We start from the raw sequence: 21,634 nt of genomic DNA, 5'->3' as shown, positions 1-21,634 counted from the left end.
CCCACACTTGACCCTGTTCCGTCAGTCAGTGTTACGCGTAGCTCTCAATCGACGGGCACGCACACACCAGGTTGCGATCGCCAAACACGTTGTCGACTCGGCCAACCGGTGGCCAGTACTTGCCTTCGATCAGCGACGCAACCGGGTACACCGCTTGTTCACGGCTGTACGGGTGGCTCCATTCACCGACGATTTCAGCGGCGGTGTGCGGCGCGTTTTTCAGTGGGTTGTCGTCTTTGTCCAGGGTGCCGTTTTCCACCGCGCGAATTTCTTCGCGGATGGCGATCATGGCGTCACAGAAGCGGTCCAGTTCTTCCTTGGATTCACTTTCGGTTGGCTCGATCATCAAGGTGCCGGCCACCGGGAACGACATGGTCGGCGCGTGGAAGCCAAAATCGATCAGGCGCTTGGCCACGTCGTCGACGCTGATGCCGCTGCTGTCTTTCAGTGGGCGCAGGTCCAGGATGCATTCGTGCGCCACCAGGCCGTTGCTGCCGGTGTAGAGCACTGGGTAATGCTCTTCGAGGCGACGGGAAATGTAGTTGGCATTCAGGATCGCCAGCTGCGAAGCACGCTTGAGGCCCGCGCCGCCCATCATGCTGATGTACATCCAGGTGATCGGCAGGATGCTCGCGCTGCCGAACGGCGCCGCGCATACCGCGCCTTCCTTGCGTTCCATGGCCGCATGGCCGGGCAGGAATGGCGTGAGGTGCGACTTGACGCCAATCGGGCCAACGCCCGGGCCGCCACCGCCGTGAGGAATGCAGAAGGTTTTATGCAGGTTCAGGTGGGACACGTCGCCGCCGAACTTGCCCGGTGCGCACAGGCCAACCATCGCGTTCATGTTGGCGCCGTCGATGTACACCTGGCCGCCGTTGTCGTGAATGATCCCGCAGATTTCGCGGATGCCTTCTTCGAACACGCCGTGGGTGGACGGGTAGGTGATCATCAGCGCGGCGAGGTGCTCGCGGTGCTCGATGGCCTTGGCGCGCAGGTCTTCGATATCCACGTTGCCGCGTGCGTCGCAGGCAGTGACCACCACGCGCATACCGGCCATGTTGGCGGTCGCCGGGTTGGTGCCGTGGGCCGACGACGGGATCAGGCAGATGTCGCGGCGCTCTTCGCCACGGCTCTGGTGATAGGCACGAATGGCCAAGAGGCCTGCGTATTCACCCTGGGAACCGGCGTTCGGTTGCAGCGAGATAGCGTCATAACCGGTGGCGGCGCAGAGCATGGCTTCCAGCTCGGACGTCAGCTGCAGGTAACCAGCGCTTTGCGCGGCCGGGGCGAACGGGTGCAGGGCACCGAACTCGGCCCAGGTCACCGGGATCATTTCGCTGGCGGCGTTGAGCTTCATGGTGCACGAGCCCAGCGGGATCATGGTGCGGTCCAGCGCCAGGTCCTTGTCGGCCAGTTTGCGCAGGTAGCGCATCAGCTCGGTTTCGGAGTGGTAACGGTTGAACACCGGGTGGCTGAGGATCGGCGACTGGCGCAGCAGCGCGGCCGGCAGCGTGCTTTCAGCCTCGGCGAAGGCGGGCAGTGCCTTGCCGTCGGCGAAAATTGACCACAAGGCTTCGATATCCGCCTGGGTGGTGGTTTCGTCGACCGACAGGCCTAGACGCTCAGCATCCACCACACGCAGGTTGATGCGCTGGGCGCGGGCCTTGTCGTGCAGGGCGGCGGTTTGGGCGCCGGTGTTGAGGGTCAGGGTGTCGAAGAAGTGTTCCTGCTCGACCTTCAGGCCCAAAGCGCTGAGGCCTTTGGCGAGAATCGCGGTCAGGTGATGAACACGGTTGGCGATCTGGGTCAGGCCTTTCGGGCCGTGGTACACGGCGTACATGCTGGCGATGTTGGCCAGCAGCACTTGGGCGGTGCAGATGTTGCTGGTGGCCTTCTCGCGGCGGATATGTTGCTCGCGGGTCTGCATGGCCAGGCGCAGGGCCGGCTTGCCGAAACGGTCGACGGACACACCGACCAGGCGGCCCGGCATGTCGCGCTTGAACGCATCCTTGGTGGAGAAGTACGCCGCGTGCGGGCCACCAAAGCCCAGCGGCACGCCAAAGCGTTGCGCGCTGCCGATGGCCACGTCGGCGCCGAACTCGCCCGGAGGCGTCAGCAGGGTCAGGGCCAGCAGGTCAGCGGCCACGGCGACCAGGGCGTTGGCGGCGTGGAAGCGCTCGGTCAGTTCGCGGTAATCAAACACGTCACCGTTGCTGGCCGGGTATTGCAGCAGGGCGCCGAAGAACGGGCTGACGTCGGTCAACTCGCGCTCATCGCCCACCACTACGTCAATGCCCAGCGGCTCGGCACGCGTGCGCAGCACGTCGAGGGTTTGCGGGTGGCTGTGGATCGAGGCGAAGAAGGCGTTGCTGCCCTTGTTCTTGCTCAGGCGCTTGCAGAAGGTCATGGCTTCGGCGGCGGCGGTGGCTTCGTCGAGCAGGGAGGCGTTGGCAATCGGCAGGCCGGTGAGGTCGCTGATCAGGGTCTGGAAGTTCAGCAGCGCTTCCAGGCGGCCTTGGGAAATCTCGGGTTGGTATGGGGTGTAGGCGGTGTACCAGGCCGGGTTTTCCAGCAGGTTGCGCAGGATCGGCGAGGGCGTATGGCAGTTGTAGTAGCCCTGGCCGATGTAGGTCTTGAACAGTTGGTTCTTGCCGGCGATGGCCTTGATCTTGGCCAGGGCCTCGGCTTCGCTCAGGCCGTCTTCCAGGCCGAGCACGCTGGTGCCCTTGATGCTTTCCGGGATCACGCTGGCGCTCAGGGCTTCCAGGGAGTCAAAGCCCAGCTTTGCGAGCATTTGCTGCTCGTCTTCCTGGCGTGGGCCGATATGGCGGGCGATGAATTCGTTGGCGGTAGTGAGATTAACGGTCATGGCGCGCTCCTCAAGCTTCAGCGTTGGCTTTGATCAGGCGGTCGTACGCATCCTGATCCAACAGCTTAGCCACTGCACTGGCATCAGCGGGTTTAAAGCGGAAGAACCAACCTTCGCCCATCGGGTCTTCGTTGACCAGCTCCGGGCTGTCGCTGAGCTTTTCGTTAACTTCGAGAACTTCGCCGTCCAGCGGCATGTACACGCCACTCGCGGCCTTGACCGACTCAACGGTGGAGGCTTCTGCGCCCTTCGCGTAGGACTGCAACTCCGGCAGTTGCACGAAAACCACATCACCCAGCGCGTTCTGCGCGAAAGCGGTGATACCCACGGTGACGCTGCCATCGGCTTCGGCGCGCAGCCATTCGTGATCTTCAGTGAAACGCAACTCGCTCATGGAAACTCCTCAAGGCCAGATTCGTCTGGTGGACGGGATTGGAATAATGGGGAGTTGCTTAGCAATATCGCGGCCAACGTTATTAAACCTTTATAAATCAATGGCTTAATAAAATTGGTAATGGCGCTGGACGTTTTTGCTGTAGCGATTTCGCTACAGCTGGGCCTGTGAAAAAAAGCCTATGTGGATCAAAGCCTTGCATGGCACGCAAAAAACAGGGTTGTAGCGATATCGTTACGCTGTAGCGCTTTCAGTACACTGGATGTCGTTCTCAGACCAAAATCTGGAGTGCCGTCCATGTGGGAGGTGTTTGTGTGGGAGCTGGCTTCCACATTTTGATCAGCGTTTATTCAGTCAGGGCTTGTTGGGAATGCCGTACTTGCGCAGCCGATGCGCAATCGCCGTGTGCGAAGTCTGCAGGCGGCTCGCCAGTTGGCGGGTCGAGGGGTAGCTGGCGTAGAGCTTTTCCAGCAGGCTGCGCTCGAAGTCTTCCACCGCCTGTTCCAGGCTGTCGATTTCGCCGTCGCTCTGGCGCGCTACCGAGGTGCCGGCGATGTCCAGGTCGCCGATGTCCACCACGCTGCTTTCGCAAATGGCGGCGGCGCGGAAGATCACGTTTTGCAGCTGGCGCACATTGCCCGGCCAGCGGTTGCCCAGCAGCGCCGGGTAAGTGCCGGGCGCCAGGCGGCACACCGGGCGCTGGATCTGCGCGCAGGCCTGCTGCATGAAGTAGCGGGCCAGCAGCAGGATGTCCTGGCCGCGTTCACGCAGCGGCGGCACTTCAACGTTGAGCACGTTGAGGCGGTAGAACAGGTCTTCGCGGAAAGTACCCTCGCTGACCATTTTTTCCAGGTCGCGGTGGGTGGCGCTGAGAATGCGCACATTGACCTTCACTTCGCGGTCGCCGCCCACGCGCCGGAAGCTGCCGTCATTGAGAAAGCGCAGCAGTTTGGCCTGCAAGTACGGCGACATTTCGCCGATCTCATCGAGGAATACCGTGCCCTGGTTGGCCAGCTCCATCAGCCCCGGCTTGCCGCCGCGTTGGGCACCGGTAAAAGCGCCGGGGGCATAACCAAACAGTTCACTCTCGGCCAGGTTCTCCGGCAACGCCGCACAGTTCAGCGCCAAAAACGGTGCACTGTGGCGCGCGCTGATCGCATGGCAGGCCCGCGCCACCAGCTCTTTGCCGGTGCCTGTTTCGCCCTGGATCAGCAACGGTGCATCCAGTGCCGCCACCCGTTGCGCACGCGCCTTGAGGGTGCGGATCACCGGGGACTCGCCCAACAGCGCATCAAAGCCTTCGGCATGGTCATGGTGCAGCGCCGACAATTGCTCGCCGATGCGGTTGGGCTGGTACAGCGTCAGCAAGGCGCCGGCGTCGGTGATGGGCGTGGCGTCGAGCAAAAAGGTCTGGCCGTTGACGCTGATTTCGCGCAAAGGCAGGCGAAAACCATGCTCCAGCAAGGTCTCCAGCAGCGCCGAGTCATTGAACAGCGCGCTGATACTTTCACCCGCGGGTTCGCGGCCATACAGCGCGATCAATGCCGGGTTGGCCAGCAGGATCTTGCCCGCGCTGTCCAGGGCCAATACCGGGTCGGTCATCGCGGCCAGCAGGGCGTCGAGTTGCAAGTGGCGGCGCTGGCCGGGAAGGATGTCGACCACGGTGACTGCTTGCACGCCTTGCACGCTGAACAGCGCATCACGCAGTTCTTCGAGTACCTCGGCGCTGAGGGTCGGCGCGTCGATGTAGACGTTGGGCGGCACCATCTCCACCGCATCCAGGTTGAGATTGCGCCCACCGAGCAAGGCCAGGACTTCCTGGGTAATGCCGACGCGGTCGATGAAGCTGACGTGGATACGCATGGGGCTAGCAATTCTGGGGAACTGGAGACGGCAAGTATGCCTGACAGGTGGTGGAGATCAAAAAATGTGGGAGCTGGCTTGCCTGCGATATCGGTTTGTCAGCCGATACTTTCGGTGACTGATCCGCCGTCATCGCAGGCAAGCCAGCTCCCACATTGGAGTTACGGTGTTCTTACTCCAGGTGCTCGGGCTTTACCGGATCGCCCGCCTTCACATCCAACTGATGCCGTACATCCTCAAACATCAAGTCGTACTGCTTGTGCATCTGGCCGTTGAGCGTCGCAACCTTCGGCATGCCATATTTCTGCGCGATGTTCATCGCATGCCGGGCGAAATCAAATGCCTGGTCCTTAGGCAAAAAGAATTCCTCCTTGAGGTCCTTGCCCTGCACCGAACCGTGCAGCTTGAAGAGCATTCCCTTGCCTTCCTTTGGGTCCTGGCTGACTTCGTAGTCGATGCACAGGTTGTAGCTGTAATCATCCTTGTTGAGCGCGTGACGTTCGACGTGCAGGTGACCGGGTTCAAAGGTGGCCATAGGCGTTTCTCCTCTACTTCACAGGTAGGTGATGCCAGGTGTTGCCGTGCTGATGCGTGTGCCGGCGCTGCCCTGGACAATGGCTTCGATGTCCGAGAGTGAACCGATGACGGCGGTTTTGCCAGTCTGGCGGGCAAACTCGCAGGCGGCTTGCACCTTGGGCCCCATGGAACCGGCGGCGAAGCCGAGCTTTTCCATTTCGTCGGGGTGAGCCTGGCCGATCGCCTGCTGGGTCGGCTTGCCGAAGTCGATAAAGGCCGCGTTGACGTCGGTGGCGATCACCAGCAAATCGGCGTCCAGTTGCGCGGCCAACAGTGATGAGCACAGGTCTTTGTCGATCACCGCTTCAATGCCGCGCAGCTTGCCGTCTTCGCCATACATTGTGGGGATGCCGCCACCACCGGCACAGATGACGATGGCGCTTTTTTCCAGCAGCCACTTGATCGGGCGGATTTCAAAGATGCGTTTGGGGCGTGGGCTGGCGACCACGCGGCGGTATTTATCGCCGTCCGGGGCGATGGCCCAGCCTTTTTCGGCGGCGAGTTTCTCGGCTTCAGCTTTGGCGTACACCGGGCCGATAGGCTTGGTCGGGTTCTTGAACGCCGGGTCGTTGGCGTCCACTTCGACCTGGGTCAGCAGTGTGGCAAACGGCACTTCGAAGTCCAGCAGGTTGCCCAGTTCCTGCTCGATGATGTAGCCGATCATGCCTTCGGTTTCGGCGCCCAGCACGTCCAGCGGGTACGGCGACACGCTGGTGTAGGCCGCCGCCTGCAACGACAGCAGGCCGACTTGCGGGCCATTGCCATGGGCAATCACCAGCTCGTTGCCGGGGTGGATCTTGGCGATCTGTTCGGTGGCGATGCGGATATTGGCGCGTTGGTTGTCCGCGGTCATGGGTTCACCACGGCGGAGCAGGGCGTTGCCGCCCAGGGCTACGACGATGCGCATAAAGAATGTCCTTCTGAAGTTGATGTTCCCACGCTCTGCGTGGGAATGCCTCACTGGACGCTCTGCGTCCGCTCTTGTGACGCGGAGCGTCACAGGCTGCGTTCCCACGCGGAGCGTGGGAGCGATCAGTGTGAGGGTTAGATATCCGCCAGCGCCGACACCAAAATCGCCTTGATGGTATGCATGCGGTTTTCCGCTTGCTCAAACGCGATGTTGGCTGGCGACTCGAACACCTCTTCGGTCACTTCCACGCCATTGGCCAGGTTCGGGTAGCGTGCAGCGATGTCCTTACCCACCTTGGTTTCGCTGTTATGGAACGCCGGCAGGCAGTGCATGAACTTCACCCGAGGGTTGCCCGAGGCCTTCATCATCTTGGCGTTGACCTGGTACGGCAGCAGTTGCTCGATGCGCTCGTCCCACGCTTCCACCGGCTCGCCCATCGACACCCAGATATCGGTGTGGATGAAGTCCACGCCTTTCACTGCTTCTTTCGGGTCTTCGGTGATGGTGATACGCGCGCCGCTCTCTTCGGCAAACGCCTGGCACTGCTTGATGAAATCCTCGTGTGGCCACAGCGCTTTTGGCGCGCCGATGCGCACATCCATGCCCAGCTTGGCGCCGATCATCAGCAGCGAGTTGCCCATGTTGTAACGCGCGTCGCCCAGATAGGCGTAGCTGATGTCATGCAGCGGCTTGTCGCTGTGCTCGCGCATGGTCAGGGTGTCGGCGATCATTTGGGTGGGGTGGAATTCGGCGGTGAGGCCGTTGAACACCGGCACGCCGGCGAACTTGGCCAGCTCTTCGACGATTTCCTGTTCAAAGCCACGGTACTCGATGGCATCGAACATACGGCCCAGGACGCGGGCGGTGTCTTTCATGCTTTCTTTGTGGCCGATCTGCGACGACACCGGGTCAATGTAGGTGACGTGGGCGCCTTGGTCATGGGCCGCCACTTCGAACGCGCAACGGGTGCGGGTCGAGGTTTTTTCGAAGATCAGCGCGATGTTCTTGCCTTGCAGGTGCGGACGCTCGGTGCCGGTGTATTTGGCGCGTTTGAGGTCGCGGGACAGGTCCAGCAGGTAATGCAGCTCGCGCGTGGTGTGGTGCATCAGCGACAGCAGGCTGCGGTTGCGCATGTTGAAAGCCATGATGGAATCTCCTTAGTAGTCGATTGGGTCGCGGATGATCGGGCAAGTCATGCAGTGGCCGCCGCCACGGCCACGGCCGAGTTCACCGGCGCTGATGGTGATGACTTCCACACCGGCCTTGCGCAGCAACGTGTTGGTGTAGGTGTTGCGGTCGTAACCGATCACCACGCCAGGCTCCACGGCCACCACGTTGTTGCCGTCATCCCACTGCTCGCGCTCGGCGGCGAAGCTGTTGCCGCCGGTTTCCACCACACGCAGGGCCTTGAGGTTGAGGGCGGCGGCGACGGTTTCGAGGAAGTTGGTTTTCTCCCGTTGGATATCGATGCCGTGCGGCTTGCTTTCATCCGGGCGCAGGGTGAAGGGCACGATCTGGTTGACCACTTCGGGGAAGATGGTGACCAGGTCGCGGTCGCAGAAGCTGAACACTGTGTCCAGGTGCATCGCCGCGCGGGATTTCGGCAGGCCGGCAACGATCACGCGTTCCACGGCTTTGTTCTTGAACAGGTTGCGCGCCAGTTGGCCGATGGCCTGGTGGGACGAGCGCTCGCCCATGCCGATCAGTACCACGCCATTGCCGATCGGCATCACGTCGCCGCCTTCCAGCGTGGCGGCGCCGTGCTCCTGGTCGGGGTCGCCGTACCAGATCTGGAAGTCGGCGTTGGTGAACTCAGGGTGGAATTTATAGATGGCCGAGGCCAGCAGGGTTTCCTGGCGTCGCGCCGGCCAGTACATCGGGTTAAGCGTCACACCGCCGTAGATCCAGCAGGTGGTGTCGCGGGTGAATTGGGTGTTGGGCAGCGGCGGCAGAATGAAACTGGCGTGGCCCAGAAAGTCGCGGAACATCTCGATGGTCTTGCCGCCAAAGCTGCCCGGCAGGTCATCGGCCGACACGCCACCAATCAGGAACTCGCTGATTTTGCGCGGCTCCAGGCTGCGCAGCCACGAGCCAACTTCGTCGACCAGGCCCAGGCCCACCGTATTGGCGGTGATCTTGCGTTCCAGGATCCAGTCCAGCGCTTCGGGGATGGCGACGATGTCGGTCAGCAGGTTGTGCATTTCCAGCACATCAATGTCCCGCTCGCGCATTTTGGTGACGAAGTCGAAATGGTCGCGCTTGGCCTGGGCCACCCACAGCACGTCATCGAACAGCAGTTCATCGCAGTTGTTGGGGGTCAGCCGCTGGTGGGCCAAACCTGGGGAGCACACCATGACTTTGCGCAGTTTGCCGGCTTCGGAATGTACGCCGTACTTCACTTTTTCCGTGGTCATTACAGATCCTCCAGTGAACAAAAGTTACAGAGTCAGGAAGCCGTCGTAGAGGCCATAGGCAGCCACCAGGGCGCCAATGACTACTGCGGCAAAAATCAGCTTCTCGACGTTGGTGAAAATCGGTTTGCCCAGTTCATGCTTGGCCTTGGCGAACAGGATCACGCCAGGCGCATACAGCAGGGCGGACAGCAGCAGGTATTTGACGCCGCCGGCGTAGAGCAGCCAGATCGCGTAGATCAACGCGATGGCGCCGATAAACAGGTCTTTCTTGCGCTCGCGCAGAGCGTTTTCGTAGGTCTCGCCGCGCACCGCCAGCAGCAACGCGTAAGCCGCCGACCACAGGTAAGGCACCAGGATCATCGAGGTGGCGAGGTAGATCAGCGACAGGTAAGTGCTGGCGGAGAACAGCGTGATCACCAGGAAAATCTGCACCATGGCATTGGTCAGCCACAGGGCGTTGGCCGGCACGTGGTTGGCGTTTTCCTTGCGCAGAAACTCCGGCATGGTGTGGTCCTTGGCGGCGGCGAACATGATCTCCGCACACAGCAGCACCCACGACAGCAGGGCGCCCAGCAAGGAAATGATCAAGCCGACGCTGATCAGCACCGCGCCCCAATGGCCGACCACATGCTCCAGCACGGCGGCCATCGACGGGTTCTGCAACTTGGCCAGTTCCGGCTGGGTCATGATCCCCAGGGACAGCACGTTCACCAGCATCAGGAACAGCAACACAGTGATAAAACCGATCACCGTGGCCTTGCCGACGTCGGAGCGTTTTTCTGCGCGGGAGGAGAAGATGCTCGCGCCTTCGATACCGATGAACACCCACACGGTGACCAGCATCATGTTGCGCACCTGGTTCATCACACTGCCCAGATCCGGGTTTTTCACGCCCCAGATGTCAGCGGTGAAGATGTCCAGCTTGAACGCGAACACCGCGATCAACACGAACAGCACCAGCGGCACGACTTTGGCGACGGTGGTCACCAGGTTGATGAACGCGGCTTCCTTGATCCCGCGCAGCACCAGAAAGTGCACGGCCCACAGCAGTACCGACGCGCCAATCACCGCCGCCGGCGTGTTGCCTTCGCCGAAAACCGGAAAGAAGTAACCGAGGGTGCTGAACAGCAACACAAAATAACCGACGTTGCCCAGCCAGGCGCTGATCCAGTAGCCCCAGGCTGACGAGAAACCCATGTAGTCGCCGAACCCGGCCTTGGCGTAGGCGTACACGCCGCCGTCGATGTCGGGTTTGCGGTTGGCCAGGGTCTGGAACACGAACGCGAGGGTCAGCATGCCGATGGCGGTAATCACCCAACCGATCAACACCGCACCCACATCGGCGCTGGCGGCCATGTTTTGCGGCAGTGAGAAGATCCCGCCGCCAATCATTGAGCCCACGACCAGTGCAACCAGCGCGCCTAATCGAAGTTTTCCGGGAGATTCAGACATTGCATGACTCCAATGCAGGAGAAGAGAGACCACAGAATAAGTCTGTGCGCTAATCAAACAGCTGACTCAGATCACTTCATTGGCACATTCCATTGTGAATTAATGACTTAGGGGTAAGATTCGCGGGCGATACTGTTCCTCGCAAAGTCGCGTCCCAGAGCGGCTCTGCGTTGTGGCTAATTGTTTGGTGCGTTTGGGTGGACTTTGAAACTAGCCCTTTTTAATGAATGTGCAAACTATTTCGGGACGCGCCGCTAAATAGACGAAGGCTGGCAAAGTGCCTGCCTATTTAAATTCTAAATAAACCTAAACTTTATAAAGTGTCATGCCATTGCGTTATGAGCGTGACGGTTTTATCGCTGCCTTTAATAAACGCTACACTCGCTGAATTAATTAGTTGAGTGCACGGTTGTCAGCTCAAACTATTTTTATCAGGAGTCTTCATGTCCCAACCGGCCCAAAAACTCAAGCTCAGCGCGCTGATAGCGCTGGTGGTGGGCTCGATGATCGGCGGGGGGATTTTCTCCTTGCCGCAGAACATGGCCGCACGTGCCGAAGTGGGCGCGATATTGATCGGCTGGGCGATCACCGCCGTCGGCATGCTGACCCTGGCGTTCGTGTTCCAGACCCTGGCCAACCGCAAACCCGAGCTGGATTCCGGGGTGTATGCCTACGCCAAGGCCGGTTTCGGCGATTACATGGGCTTCTCGTCTGCGTGGGGTTACTGGATCAGTGCCTGGATGGGCAATGTGGGTTACTTCGTGTTGCTGTTCAGCACCCTCGGCTACTTCTTCCCGGTGTTCGGCCAGGGCAATACGCCGGTGGCCATCGGCTGCGCGTCGCTGTTGTTGTGGGCCGTGCACTTTCTGGTGCTGCGCGGGATCAAGGAGGCGGCGTTCATCAACCAGGTCACCACCGTGGCGAAGATCGTGCCGTTGCTGATGTTTATCGTGATCGCCGCCGTGGCGTTCAAGGCGGATGTCTTTACCCGCGATATCTGGGGCTTGGGCAATCCACAGTTCGGCAGTGTGGTTGATCAGGTGCGCAACATGATGCTGGTCACCGTGTTCGTGTTTATCGGCATCGAGGGTGCCAGCGTGTATTCGGCGCGCGCCGAGAAACGCTCGGACGTCGGCCGCGCCACGGTGATCGGCTTTCTCGGTGTGCTGGCGCTGCTGGTGCTGGTGAATGTGTTGTCGCTGGGGATCATGAGCCAGCCGGAACTGGCGCAATTGCAAAACCCGTCCCTGGCCGGTGTGCTGGAGCATATCGCCGGGCCTTGGGGGGCGATGGCGATCAGCATTGGCCTGGCGGTGTCGTTGCTCGGCGCCTTGCTGTCCTGGGCGCTGCTGTGTGCGGAAATCCTCTACGCCACCGCCCATGACAAGACCATGCCGGCCTTCCTGAAAAAGGAAAACGCCAACCGCGTGCCGGTCAATGCGCTGTGGCTGACCAATGTGATGATCCAGATCTTTCTGGTGATCACGCTGTTTTCCCACAGCACCTACACCACGTTGATCTACCTGGCCTCGTCGATGATTCTGGTGCCCTACTTGTGGTCGGCGGCGTATGCGGTGCTGCTCAGCGGGCGCGGCGAAACCTATGACGGCGCCCAGCGCCAACGTTGCAAGGACTTACTGGTCGGCTTGGTCGCGCTTGGCTACGCCGTTTGGCTGCTGTACGCCGGCGGTTTGAAATACCTGCTGCTCTCGGCGCTGCTGTATGCGCCCGGCGTGATCCTGTTCGCCCTGGCCAAGCGCGAGCAGGGCCAGCCCTTGTTCACCCACCTGGAAAAAGGCATTTTCAGTTGCGTGGTCGCAGGCGCCGGGCTGGCGGCGTATGGGCTGTATAGCGGGGTGTTGTCGTTGTGAGATTGGCGTATCAGCTGCCCTATGACTGGGCGGCGATGCTGGGCTTTTTAGCGGCGCAGCGCCTGTGAGGGCCTCATCGCGGGCAAGCCCGGCTCCCACAGTTGACTGAGTTGTTTGAACGGTACTCGGTTAACTGTGGGAGCTGGCTTGCCTGCGATTGCGGTTTTCAGGTCACCACTGAGCCCGATGCGAGCCCAATTCCCCCGCCGGCAAATCCCACTGCAACGGCGTACCGCTGATGCTCACCGGCGCCAGCAGGCGATGGGCCTGGCCCCAGGCCGTCTGCTCCACCACCAAGCCCTGATCGCCCGGCTCCTCGGCGCGCAACGCTGGCTGCTCCGGCACTTGCCCGGCCTCCACCAATAACTTCGCCGTACGCGCCAACGATAACCGCGCTGACCCGCCACGCCCGGATTTCAAGCGTTCGCTCAATGCCTGAAGCGCGCTGGCCGCCATCAAATACCCGGTGGCGTGATCCAGCGCTTGAAGTGGCAGCGGCACCGGTTTATCCGACTGCTTCCAGGCCATGCCCGCGTCGGCTATCCCGCTGCTCATCTGCACCAGGCTGTCGAAGCCGCGGCGGTTACGCCACGGGCCGCTCCAGCCGTAGGCATTGAGGCTCACGTCGATCAGGCCGGGGGCGAGGGTTTGCAGCTGCGTGGCGGTGTAGCCCAGTTGCTCCAGCGCGTCGGCGCGGTAGCCGTGGAACAGAATGTCGGCGTCCTTGAGCAGGCTTTCAAACACCTCTCGGCCCTCGGGGCTTTTCAGGTCGAGGCGCGCGCAGCGTTTGCCCAAGGTCATTTCCGGCACTACGCCGGGTTCGTTCCAGCTCGGTGAGTCGATGCGCAGCACATTGGCGCCGAGCCCAGCGAGGAAGCGGCTGGCAACGGGACCGGCCAATACGCGCGTCAGGTCCAGCACCTTGATGCCGGCCAGTGGCCGCGCCACCGAGCCAAGCCAGGGTTTGTCGGTGGTGGTGTCGAAGGTCTCACGCTGCACCAACGGCTCGGCGTTCACCGCCAGCCCTTGAGGGTGGGTTTGCCAGGCTTGCCACGAACGCATCTGCGCCGCGCAGCCACCGGCATCGACAATCGCTTGCTCCAGTTCGGCGGCATTCCAGGCCGCAACTTTGCTGGCCATCTCGGCGCGGTCATTGACCTTGCCCAGCACCCGCTCGGCGGCGGCACGGTGGTGTGGCGCATTGGTGTGCAGGCGAATCCAGCCATCGGCGCAGGCGTAGTCGCCGGCTACCGGGTCCCACAGCGGCGGCGTTTGCCAGCCTACCGGGCGCAGCGAGGACGAAAACCAGAACGAGGCCAGGCGCCGGTCGACACTGACGCTGGGCAAGCGCCCGGTCTGTTGCTGGATCAGTTGAGCGACGGCTTGGCCGGCGGCACCGAGGCTGGCGCTGGCCAGTTCGGTCACGGCAAAGGCCGAGGGCAGGGCGCCGGCTTCTGTAAAGGTCAGCGGGGTGTGCGGTAGATCGAGTGCGGCTTGGATGGGAGTCAGCAGGTCAGTCATCAAAGGCCCTCCGTTTAGAGAAGGGCCACTATAGAAGATCGTCACACCGGTGTGACAACTCCCGGCACCAACGGCAAGTCGATGCTGGCGATAAAACCGCCCTCGGCATGGTTCGCCAGGATCAGGCTGCCGCCATGACGTTCGGCGGCGCGCCGCGCGATGGCCAGGCCCAAACCGTGGCCCTGGGCGGTTTGCCCGGGGGCGCGGTAAAACGGCTCACCCAGTTGGCTCAGGTGTTCGGCGTCAACGCCTGGGCCGTGGTCACGCACGCTGATGAAGATTCTTTCACCCGCGCGATGGGCGTGCATTTCTATCGGCTGCCCCGGCGGGTTAAAGCGCTGGGCATTGCGCAGCAGGTTATCCACCGCGCGCTCGATCATGGTTGGCCAGCCCTTGAGGTGCAGGTCGGCCTCGGCGTTCAGTTGCACCACCTGCTCCGGCGCGCTGAGCTGGGCGTCTTTTTGCAGGGTCTTGAGCAGCGGGTTGAGGTCGATGTCTTCGGCGCTGGCGTTGTCGGCATCGACGCGGGCCAACACCAGGATTTCGCTGATCAGCGCTTCCAGGCGGTCGCACTCGCGGGTCAGGCGTGGCCAGAGTCGTTCGCGCTCTTCGGGGCTGGCGCGTTCGGCCAGGGCCAGGGCAATGCGCAGCCGGGCGAGCGGCGAGCGTAACTCGTGGGACACGTCGCGCAGCAACTGGCGCTGGCTGCCGATCAGGCTTTGCAGGCGCGCGCCCATGCGGTTGAAATCAGTGGCCAGCACGCCGAACTCATCGCGCCGGTTGGCCAACTTCGCCAGGCTGTTTTGCTGGTAGGTGGCCTGGCCGAGGTCATGCACCGCGCCGCGCAGGCGGCTGAGCGGGCGGGTGATGGACAGCGTCACCAGCAGGCTGAACAGCGTCAACACCACCAGCGCAATCGCCAGCGCGCTCAACGGCCACGTCAGGCTGCTGCGGTGCCATTCGTCCAGCTCCGGGTGCGGGATGCGGTAGATCAGCAGGTAAGTGTCACCGGTTTTTTCGCTGGTGTACTCAGCGGTCAGGCGGCGCCAGGGCAGGTGGCCGTCCTTGCTGTCATTCTGCCGGGCCTCAAACGCTGCAGCACGCCGCGGGAAGGTGCCGCGCACCACCGGATCGCCGCTTTCATTCAGCACTTGCACGTCGATGTGGTACTGGCGCTTGCGTTGTTGCAGCAAATCCTGGGCAGCGTCCTCGCCCTGGGCTTCGTAGAGTTGCGTCCACTCCTGCGCCAGGTTGTTGAGGCCAGGGTGGCGGCTGAGAATCCAGGCGTCCTGGTTGAGCATATGCCCCAGCAGGATCGACAACCCGGCAACCAGGGCGATGGCCAGCCAGAAACTGGCCAGGATGCGCCAGAACAATGAACGCACAGGAAACCCTCAAGCAGGAAAAGCCCAGCGGCGTAAGCCACTGGGCTGGGGAGTGAAGCTAACGCATTATTGCGCTTTTTGCGGCTGTTGGGCTTTCCAGGCCTGGAATTCCTTCCACTCGGCACGGCGCTCGGCTTGTTTCTTGACGATCTCGTCGAATTTCTTCTGTTGATCGGGTTTCAGCACGGCACGGATGTCAGACTGGGTTTTCTGCTTGGCGGCAGCCATTTCGTTCTTCATGGCTTGCTGGTCAGCGGCGGGCAGTTTGTCCAGGTACTTGCGGACGATCTCTTTGCGACCGTGCCATTGTTCGCCCATCAGCTTGCCGATTTGCTCGCGTTGTTCGCGGCTCAGGTCGAGCTGGCTGAAGGGGCCGCCTTTGCCACGCGGACCGTGTTCACCACCGTGGCCCGGGCCACCCATCATGTGGCCTTCAGGGCCGCCCATCGGGCCTGGGCCTTCTGGCGCTGCGGCCATGGCAACGGTGGGCAGGGCAGCGGCGAACATCAAAGCGATAAGGGTCTTGCGCATGGTGATTCTCCTGTCTCTATTCCGGTGAGTCCGGATGTGAGTAGATTACGGAGATCAAGGTCAGCGGCGGTCAGGTGTGGGTAAAGCTTGGGTAAAGAGGTTTTTGGTGGGCGCTGACAAAACTTTCAAGACGGGTGAGTTGATCGTTCCCACGCTCCGGTGATCGTTCCCACGCTCCGCGTGGGAATGCATACCGTGACGCTCTGCGTCACCCATGCGCAACGGGACGCGGAGCGTCCCAGGCGGCGTTCCCACGCGGAGCGTGGGAACCATCTTTATAGTGTTGTGTTTAGAGGCTGTAGTAGTAGCCGCGACTGCGCAGCGCCACGATCCGTGGCCGGCCATCCGGGTGTGGGCCGATTTTCTTGCGCAGGTTGCTGACGTGCATGTCCAGGCTGCGGTCATAGAGTGTCAGTTTGCGGCCCAGGGCGATCTGCGCCAGTTCCTGCTTGTCCAGCGGCTCGCCGGGCTGGCGCAGCAGGGCTTCGAGCAGGCGGCTTTCGGAGACGGTGAGGGCGAACTCCTGTTCATCGATCGTCACCACGCCACGCACCGGGCTGAAGCACAGGTCACCCAGCTCCAGCTGCGTCGACACGGCAGCCGGGTGGCTGCGGCGCAATACGGCGCGCAGCCGCGCCGTCAGCTCGCGTGGATCGCAAGGCTTGGCCAGGTAGTCGTCGGCGCCCAGTTCCAGCCCGAGGATGCGATCCAGTGGCTCGCCACGGGCCGAGAGCATCAGCACCGGCAGTTCCGGGTGGTCGTTGCGCAATTGCTTGAGCAACTCCAGGCCACTGCCGTCGGGCAGCATCACGTCGAGTACCACGGCCGCCGGGGCGCTGTCGGCCAAGGCTTTGCGCGCGCTCAAGCCATCGTGGCAGGCGCGCACCTGGAAACCTTCCTGGCTCAGCCAACTGGTCAGCAGCTCACAGAGCTCCTGGTCATCATCTATCAGTAACAGCTCGCTCATGACTCACTCAATTTAGCCATTGTCGACGGCGACGGTGCCCACCGCTGGCGAAGATTCCGCACAGCAACGCGATCAGTGCAACGGCGCCACCGGTGACAAACCATTGCTGTTGTTCGGTCAGCCAGCGGGTCAAGGCGCCGCCCTGTGTTTCTTTGAGTTGCTGGGTGAGGCGTTGGTTCTCTTGGCGCAAGCGACTCAGTTGGGCGCTTTCGCGGGCAGCGTCTGCAGTTTGCAGTTGCTTGCTCAGTTCTTCACGCAGGCGTTCGCTTTCTTTCAAGCGCTGCTGCAATTCGGTGATCTGGCTGCCGGCACTCAAGGACAGGGGCGTGGAACTGCCGGTGTTCGAGGTTTCTTCAGCGTGGGCCGTAGCCCCGATCGTTAACACTGCCAACAGACACAACTGACGTAAGCGCATCGGAACTCCTGATTCCACACGAATATTCAGAACGTTGTCGGCAGGTTACCGAGAATAATGAGCAATTAGGAGCGCGCCGAACCGATTAGGTTCGGCGCGGCTTTATTAAAGACAGCGCGTTCAAGGCAGGACTTGCTTGAACGGCTTGATCACCACATCGGCGTAGACACCCGCCGCGATATACGGATCGGCCTTGGCCCAGGCCTGGGCATCCGCCAGCGAGGTGAACTCGGCAACGATCAGGCTGCCAGTGAAACCCGCCGCGCCCGGGTCATTGCTGTCGACCGCCGGGTGCGGGCCCGCCAGTACGAGACGGCCTTCGGCTTGCAGCTCTTTCAGGCGTTCGAGGTGCGCCGGGCGCACGCTCAGGCGTTTTTCCAGCGAGTTGGCAACGTCGGTAGCGATGATGGCGTAGAGCATGTCAGTCCTCGGTTTTCGGCGTGGTAGGGGCGGTGTCATGCAGGTGGCGCGACAGGTAGATGCCTTGGCCGATCAGGAACAAGACGGTCATGCCCAGGCTACCGAAGACTTTGAAGTCGACCCAGTAGGCTTGAAAGGTAAAGGCCACGAACAGGTTGGCGGCGCCGCAGAACAGGAAAAACACGATCCAGGCCACGTTCAAACGCGTCCACACCGGGTCCGGCAATGTCAGTGCATGGCCCATGATCCGCTTGATCAGCAGGCGATCACCGATGAAGTGGCTGCCGATAAACACCAGCGCGAACAGCCAGTTCACCACCGGGGCTTTCCATTTAAGGAAGGTTTCGCTGTGGAAGGCCAGGGTCAGGCCACCGAAGACCAGGCAGGCGATGAGGGTCAGCCATTGGCTTTTTTCCAGCTTGCGCTGGGAGATGAAGATGGCGCCGTAGACCACGATAGAGCTGATGATCAGCACGGCGGTGGCGCTGTAGATGCCCCCGAACGTCAGTTCGTGACCGGCGATATCGATGACCCTGGGGTCGAGTTTGGTAACGATGAAAAACAGCAAAAGCGGGATGAAGTCGATGAATTGTTTCACAGTAAGAGCCAGAAGCTGGATGTGGCGGCATAATAACAAACATCCTTGGTAGCGAAAGCGCCAGCTGACTTGAGGTTACACACTCCCGTGAATGTTGATTTGCACTGCCACAGCACGGCCTCCGACGGCGCCCTGGCGCCCGCGGTACTGGTTGCGCGTGCGTTTGAAAAAGGCGTGCGAGTCCTGTCGTTGACCGACCACGACACCCTCGAAGGCCTCGATGAAGCCCGCGAAGCGGCCCAGGCCCTGGGCATGCAACTGGTCAATGGCGTGGAATTGTCCTGCACCTGGGGCGGCGCCACCATTCATGTGCTCGGCTACGGCTTTGATCAAAACGCCCCGGCGTTAGTCGCCGCCATCGCCCAATTGCACGATGGCCGCTGGCTGCGGTCCGAAGAAATAAGCCGCAAACTCAGCCTTAAGGGCATGCCCAATGCGCTCGATGGCGCTCGCGCCATCCAGCAGGAACTGGGCGACAGCGGCAATGCACCGGCCCGGCCGCACTTTGCCGACTGGATGGTGCGTGAAGGTTTCGTCAAGGACCGCGCCGAAGCGTTCCGCAAATGGCTGGGCGCCGGCAAGTTGGGCGACGTCAAGCAACACTGGCCGACCCTGGAAGACACCGTCGGCACCCTGCGGGCCTCCGGGGCCTGGGTCAGCCTGGCGCATCCCTGGCATTACGATTTCACCCGCAGCAAGCGCCGCAAGCTGATTGGCGACTATATTGGAGCGGGCGGCCACGCAATCGAAGTGGTCAACGGGCACCAACCCGCCGAACAGGTGGGAAGCCTGGCGATTCTTGCCCGCGAATTTGGTCTGCTGGTCAGTGCCGGCAGTGATTTTCATGGCCCAGGCGGCTGGTCCGAGATTGGCGAATACCGCCAAGTCCCGGAAGACCTGCCGCTGTTGTGGGGGCGATTCAAGCATGACCCCATTATTGCCACCGTCTGAACAGGTAGAACACGTGAGTCAATTCTTCCAGATTCATCCGGAAAACCCTCAAGCGCGCCTGATTAAACAGGCCGTGGAGATCATCCGCGCCGGTGGCGTGGTGATCTACCCAACGGATTCGTCCTACGCGATTGGTTGCCAGATCGGCGATAAAAGCGCGGTTGAACGTGTAAGACGTCTGCGTGACCTGGACAAGAACCACAACTTTGCGCTGATCTGCAGCGATTTGTCCCAACTGGGGTTGTTCGCCAAGGTCGACACCGGCACCTTCCGCCTGCTCAAGGCCCACACGCCGGGGCCCTACACCTTTATCCTGAATGCCACCCGCGAGGTGCCGCGCCTGTTGCTGCACCCGAAAAAGCGCACCATCGGCCTGCGGGTGCCGGAGCACCCGATTGCCCTGGCGTTGCTGGCGGAGCTGGGTGAGCCGTTGATGAGTGTGTCGTTGATCCTGCCCGGTGAAGAAGAGCCGCTGTACGACCCGTACGAAATGCGCCGCCTGCTGGAAAAACACGTCGACCTGATCATTGATGGCGGCTACGGCGGCAACAAGGCTTCCACCGTGATCAACCTGGCCGACGGCGAGCCGGAAGTGGTGCGTGTGGGCTGCGGCGACCCGACGCCGTTTATGGTCGAGGCCTGAATGTCGGTCGTGGAAACCGTCGACAGCCAGGCCGGCGCCCAGCAGGAACTGCCTTTTGCCATGGTGTATGGCCAGGCGGTCATGGAAATGCCGCTGGATTTGTACATCCCGCCGGACGCCCTGGAGGTCTTTCTTGAGGCTTTCGAAGGCCCGCTGGACTTGCTGCTGTACCTGATTCGCAAGCAGAACATCAATATCCTGGATATCCCGGTGGCGGAAATCACCCGCCAATACATGGGGTATGTCGAGCTGATGCAGTCGGTGCGCCTGGAGCTGGCCGCCGAGTATCTGGTGATGGCTGCCATGCTCGCCGAGATCAAGTCGCGCATGCTGTTGCCGCGCTCGGAGACCATCGAAGCCGAAGAGGACGACCCGCGCGCCGAGCTGATCCGTCGCCTGCAAGAGTACGAACGCTTCAAAGCGGCTGCCGAAGGCATTGATGGCTTGAGCCGCGTCGGGCGTGACGTGGTGGTGCCCAAGCTCGACGCCCCGGAAGCGCGGGCGCGCAAGCTGCTGCCGGACGTCAGCCTGGAAGAGTTGCTGATGTCCATGGCCGAGGTTCTGCGCCGTGGCGATATGTTTGAAAGCCACCAGGTCAGCCGCGAGGCGCTGTCGACCCGTGAGCGCATGAGCGATGTGCTCGAACGCCTCAAGGGCGGCGGGTTTGTACCCTTTGTCGAGCTGTTTACCAAAGAAGAAGGGCGCCTGGGGGTGGTGGTGACCTTTATGGCGATCCTCGAGCTGGTCAAGGAATCCTTGGTCGAGCTGGTCCAGAATGAGCCTTTTGCGGCTATCCACGTGCGGGCGCGAGCCGAATAAAGAGCTGAATCGATGAATTTGACTGAACCCCGCGAACTGGCGCCGCTGCTGGAAGCCTTTCTCCTGGCCTCGGGTAAACCGCAATCCCTGGAGCGCCTGTTCGAACTCTTTGAAGAGGCCGAGCGCCCTGAACCGCCGGTGTTCAAGAAGGCGTTGGAGATTTTGCGCAAATCCTGCGACGGCCGCGCCTTTGAGCTGCGCGAAGTGGCGTCGGGTTATCGCCTGCAGATCCGTGAGAAGTTTTCCCCGTGGGTCGGCCGCTTGTGGGAAGAGCGCCCGCAGCGTTATTCGCGGGCGATGCTGGAGACCATGGCGCTGATCGCCTATCGCCAGCCGATCACCCGCGGCGAGATCGAGGATGTGCGGGGCGTGGCGGTCAACAGCCATATCGTCAAGACGCTGCTGGAGCGCGAGTGGATCCGCATCGTCGGCTACCGCGACGTGCCCGGCAAACCGGCCATGTTCGCCACCACCAAGGTGTTCCTCGACCATTTCAACCTGAAAAACCTCGATGACCTGCCGCCGTTGGCCGAACTTCGCGAGATGGAAGCCGAGCCGGTGCTCGACTTCGACGACGCGCCGGTCCCGGCCAGCCTGCAGGAACTGGCCGACGCCACCGCCGAGCCGGAAGAGCCGAAGGATGAAACCAGTTTCCACACCTTGTTGCTGGAACTGGACGACATGGAGCAGGGCATCAAGACCGACTTCGACGACTTGCTGCGTGATGGTGCGGCTGAGCCTGAAACCCAAGTGAACGTTGAAGTTGAGCCTGAAGTCGAAGCTGAAGCAGAGCCTGAGGAAGATATCCTCGGCGTGGCCGAAGCCCGCGAGAAACTCCTGGCTGCCGTTGCTGCTCTTGAACAGCCGCCGTTGAGCGACGAGGAAGATGAAGCCCGGGCGCTGGCTGAAGCCATCGAGAACGAACGCCGCCAATTCGAAGACTGACCCGGTCTGCCAGACACTGAAAACCCTGTGGGAGCTGGTTTGTGTGGGAGCCGGGCTTGCCCGCGATGCAGGCGCCTCGGTCTCAAAGTT

At 61.6% G+C, this 21,634-nt stretch carries 20 protein-coding genes; 5 read left to right on the top strand and 15 right to left on the bottom strand.

What is annotated here, in order from left to right:
- Window positions 1-31: 31 nt before the first annotated feature.
- From gcvP to arcD (L8I05_RS18425), 8 genes are all read right to left on the bottom strand, one after another.
- Window positions 32-2,869, bottom strand: coding sequence for an aminomethyl-transferring glycine dehydrogenase (gene gcvP, locus L8I05_RS18460; RefSeq protein ID WP_242170835.1), 2,838 nt, complete (start codon window positions 2,867-2,869; stop codon window positions 32-34).
- Between the two features lie 10 nt (window positions 2,870-2,879).
- On the bottom strand, window positions 2,880-3,263 hold the full coding sequence (gene gcvH, locus L8I05_RS18455) for a glycine cleavage system protein GcvH (protein WP_177017005.1): 384 nt from the start codon (window positions 3,261-3,263) through the stop codon (window positions 2,880-2,882).
- A 354-nt stretch (window positions 3,264-3,617) separates the two neighbouring features.
- Window positions 3,618-5,126, bottom strand: a complete 1,509-nt coding sequence (locus L8I05_RS18450) for a sigma-54-dependent transcriptional regulator (RefSeq protein WP_242170834.1) — start codon at window positions 5,124-5,126, stop codon at window positions 3,618-3,620.
- A gap of 172 nt (window positions 5,127-5,298) precedes the next feature.
- Window positions 5,299-5,661 (bottom strand): DUF5064 family protein, encoded by a 363-nt coding sequence (locus tag L8I05_RS18445; RefSeq protein ID WP_159959430.1) that lies wholly within the window; start codon window positions 5,659-5,661, stop codon window positions 5,299-5,301.
- An 18-nt stretch (window positions 5,662-5,679) separates the two neighbouring features.
- Complete coding sequence (gene arcC, locus L8I05_RS18440) at window positions 5,680-6,609, bottom strand: carbamate kinase (protein WP_242170831.1); 930 nt, start codon at window positions 6,607-6,609, stop codon at window positions 5,680-5,682.
- A 137-nt stretch (window positions 6,610-6,746) separates the two neighbouring features.
- Window positions 6,747-7,757 carry an ornithine carbamoyltransferase gene (locus L8I05_RS18435; protein WP_027605559.1) on the bottom strand — a complete coding sequence of 337 codons (1,011 nt, stop codon included), beginning with the start codon at window positions 7,755-7,757 and terminating at the stop codon, window positions 6,747-6,749.
- A 12-nt stretch (window positions 7,758-7,769) separates the two neighbouring features.
- Window positions 7,770-9,026 (bottom strand): arginine deiminase, encoded by a 1,257-nt coding sequence (gene arcA / locus L8I05_RS18430; RefSeq protein ID WP_177017003.1) that lies wholly within the window; start codon window positions 9,024-9,026, stop codon window positions 7,770-7,772.
- 24 nt (window positions 9,027-9,050) lie between these two features.
- Window positions 9,051-10,478: an arginine-ornithine antiporter gene (arcD, locus tag L8I05_RS18425; protein ID WP_242170829.1), complete on the bottom strand. Its 1,428-nt coding sequence runs from the start codon at window positions 10,476-10,478 to the stop codon at window positions 9,051-9,053.
- A gap of 443 nt (window positions 10,479-10,921) precedes the next feature.
- On the opposite strand from arcD (L8I05_RS18425), the gene arcD (L8I05_RS18420) reads away from it, so the two are divergent.
- A complete protein-coding gene (arcD, locus tag L8I05_RS18420; RefSeq protein WP_242170826.1) occupies window positions 10,922-12,349 on the top strand; it encodes an arginine-ornithine antiporter in 1,428 nt (475 codons plus the stop codon).
- Between the two features lie 171 nt (window positions 12,350-12,520).
- Here the strand turns inward: arcD (L8I05_RS18420) and L8I05_RS18415 are convergent, their stop codons facing one another.
- The 7 genes from L8I05_RS18415 to L8I05_RS18385 all read right to left on the bottom strand — a co-directional run bounded on the left by L8I05_RS18415 (window position 12,521) and on the right by L8I05_RS18385 (window position 18,186).
- On the bottom strand, window positions 12,521-13,870 hold the full coding sequence (locus L8I05_RS18415) for a CoA transferase (RefSeq protein WP_242170824.1): 1,350 nt from the start codon (window positions 13,868-13,870) through the stop codon (window positions 12,521-12,523).
- A 41-nt stretch (window positions 13,871-13,911) separates the two neighbouring features.
- Window positions 13,912-15,255 (bottom strand): HAMP domain-containing sensor histidine kinase, encoded by a 1,344-nt coding sequence (locus L8I05_RS18410; RefSeq protein ID WP_242170821.1) that lies wholly within the window; start codon window positions 15,253-15,255, stop codon window positions 13,912-13,914.
- Window positions 15,256-15,321: 66 nt separating this feature from the next.
- Entirely contained in the window at window positions 15,322-15,786 is a 465-nt protein-coding gene (locus L8I05_RS18405) for an LTXXQ domain protein (RefSeq protein ID WP_242170818.1), read from the bottom strand.
- A gap of 289 nt (window positions 15,787-16,075) precedes the next feature.
- Window positions 16,076-16,753, bottom strand: a complete 678-nt coding sequence (locus tag L8I05_RS18400; RefSeq protein ID WP_119741452.1) for a response regulator transcription factor — start codon at window positions 16,751-16,753, stop codon at window positions 16,076-16,078.
- Window positions 16,754-16,760: 7 nt separating this feature from the next.
- Window positions 16,761-17,168, bottom strand: coding sequence for a translation initiation factor 2 (locus L8I05_RS18395; RefSeq protein ID WP_242170815.1), 408 nt, complete (start codon window positions 17,166-17,168; stop codon window positions 16,761-16,763).
- A gap of 120 nt (window positions 17,169-17,288) precedes the next feature.
- A complete protein-coding gene (locus tag L8I05_RS18390; protein WP_242170813.1) occupies window positions 17,289-17,588 on the bottom strand; it encodes a YciI family protein in 300 nt (99 codons plus the stop codon).
- A gap of 1 nt (window position 17,589) precedes the next feature.
- On the bottom strand, window positions 17,590-18,186 hold the full coding sequence (locus L8I05_RS18385) for a septation protein A (RefSeq protein WP_106578415.1): 597 nt from the start codon (window positions 18,184-18,186) through the stop codon (window positions 17,590-17,592).
- Window positions 18,187-18,273: 87 nt separating this feature from the next.
- Here L8I05_RS18385 and L8I05_RS18380 point away from each other — a divergent pair, with 87 nt between their 5' ends.
- The 4 genes from L8I05_RS18380 to scpB all read left to right on the top strand — a co-directional run bounded on the left by L8I05_RS18380 (window position 18,274) and on the right by scpB (window position 21,544).
- Entirely contained in the window at window positions 18,274-19,137 is an 864-nt protein-coding gene (locus tag L8I05_RS18380) for a PHP domain-containing protein (RefSeq protein WP_159959410.1), read from the top strand.
- 13 nt (window positions 19,138-19,150) lie between these two features.
- The gene (locus tag L8I05_RS18375; protein ID WP_017139161.1) at window positions 19,151-19,780 is read left to right on the top strand and encodes an L-threonylcarbamoyladenylate synthase; all 630 of its coding nucleotides are present in this window, start codon (window positions 19,151-19,153) and stop codon (window positions 19,778-19,780) included.
- A gap of 120 nt (window positions 19,781-19,900) precedes the next feature.
- A complete protein-coding gene (locus L8I05_RS18370) occupies window positions 19,901-20,599 on the top strand; it encodes a ScpA family protein (RefSeq protein WP_169875663.1) in 699 nt (232 codons plus the stop codon).
- 12 nt (window positions 20,600-20,611) lie between these two features.
- Entirely contained in the window at window positions 20,612-21,544 is a 933-nt protein-coding gene (scpB, locus tag L8I05_RS18365; RefSeq protein WP_242170811.1) for an SMC-Scp complex subunit ScpB, read from the top strand.
- Window positions 21,545-21,634: the final 90 nt, after the last annotated feature.

It is taken from the genome of Pseudomonas sp. MONT-RG-20F-20-E-7-02, from assembly GCF_022662395.1.
GTDB lineage: Bacteria > Pseudomonadota > Gammaproteobacteria > Pseudomonadales > Pseudomonadaceae > Aquipseudomonas.
The sequence above is the reverse complement of the archived record's forward strand: the minus strand, read 5'-3'. Positions and strand labels throughout refer to the sequence as shown.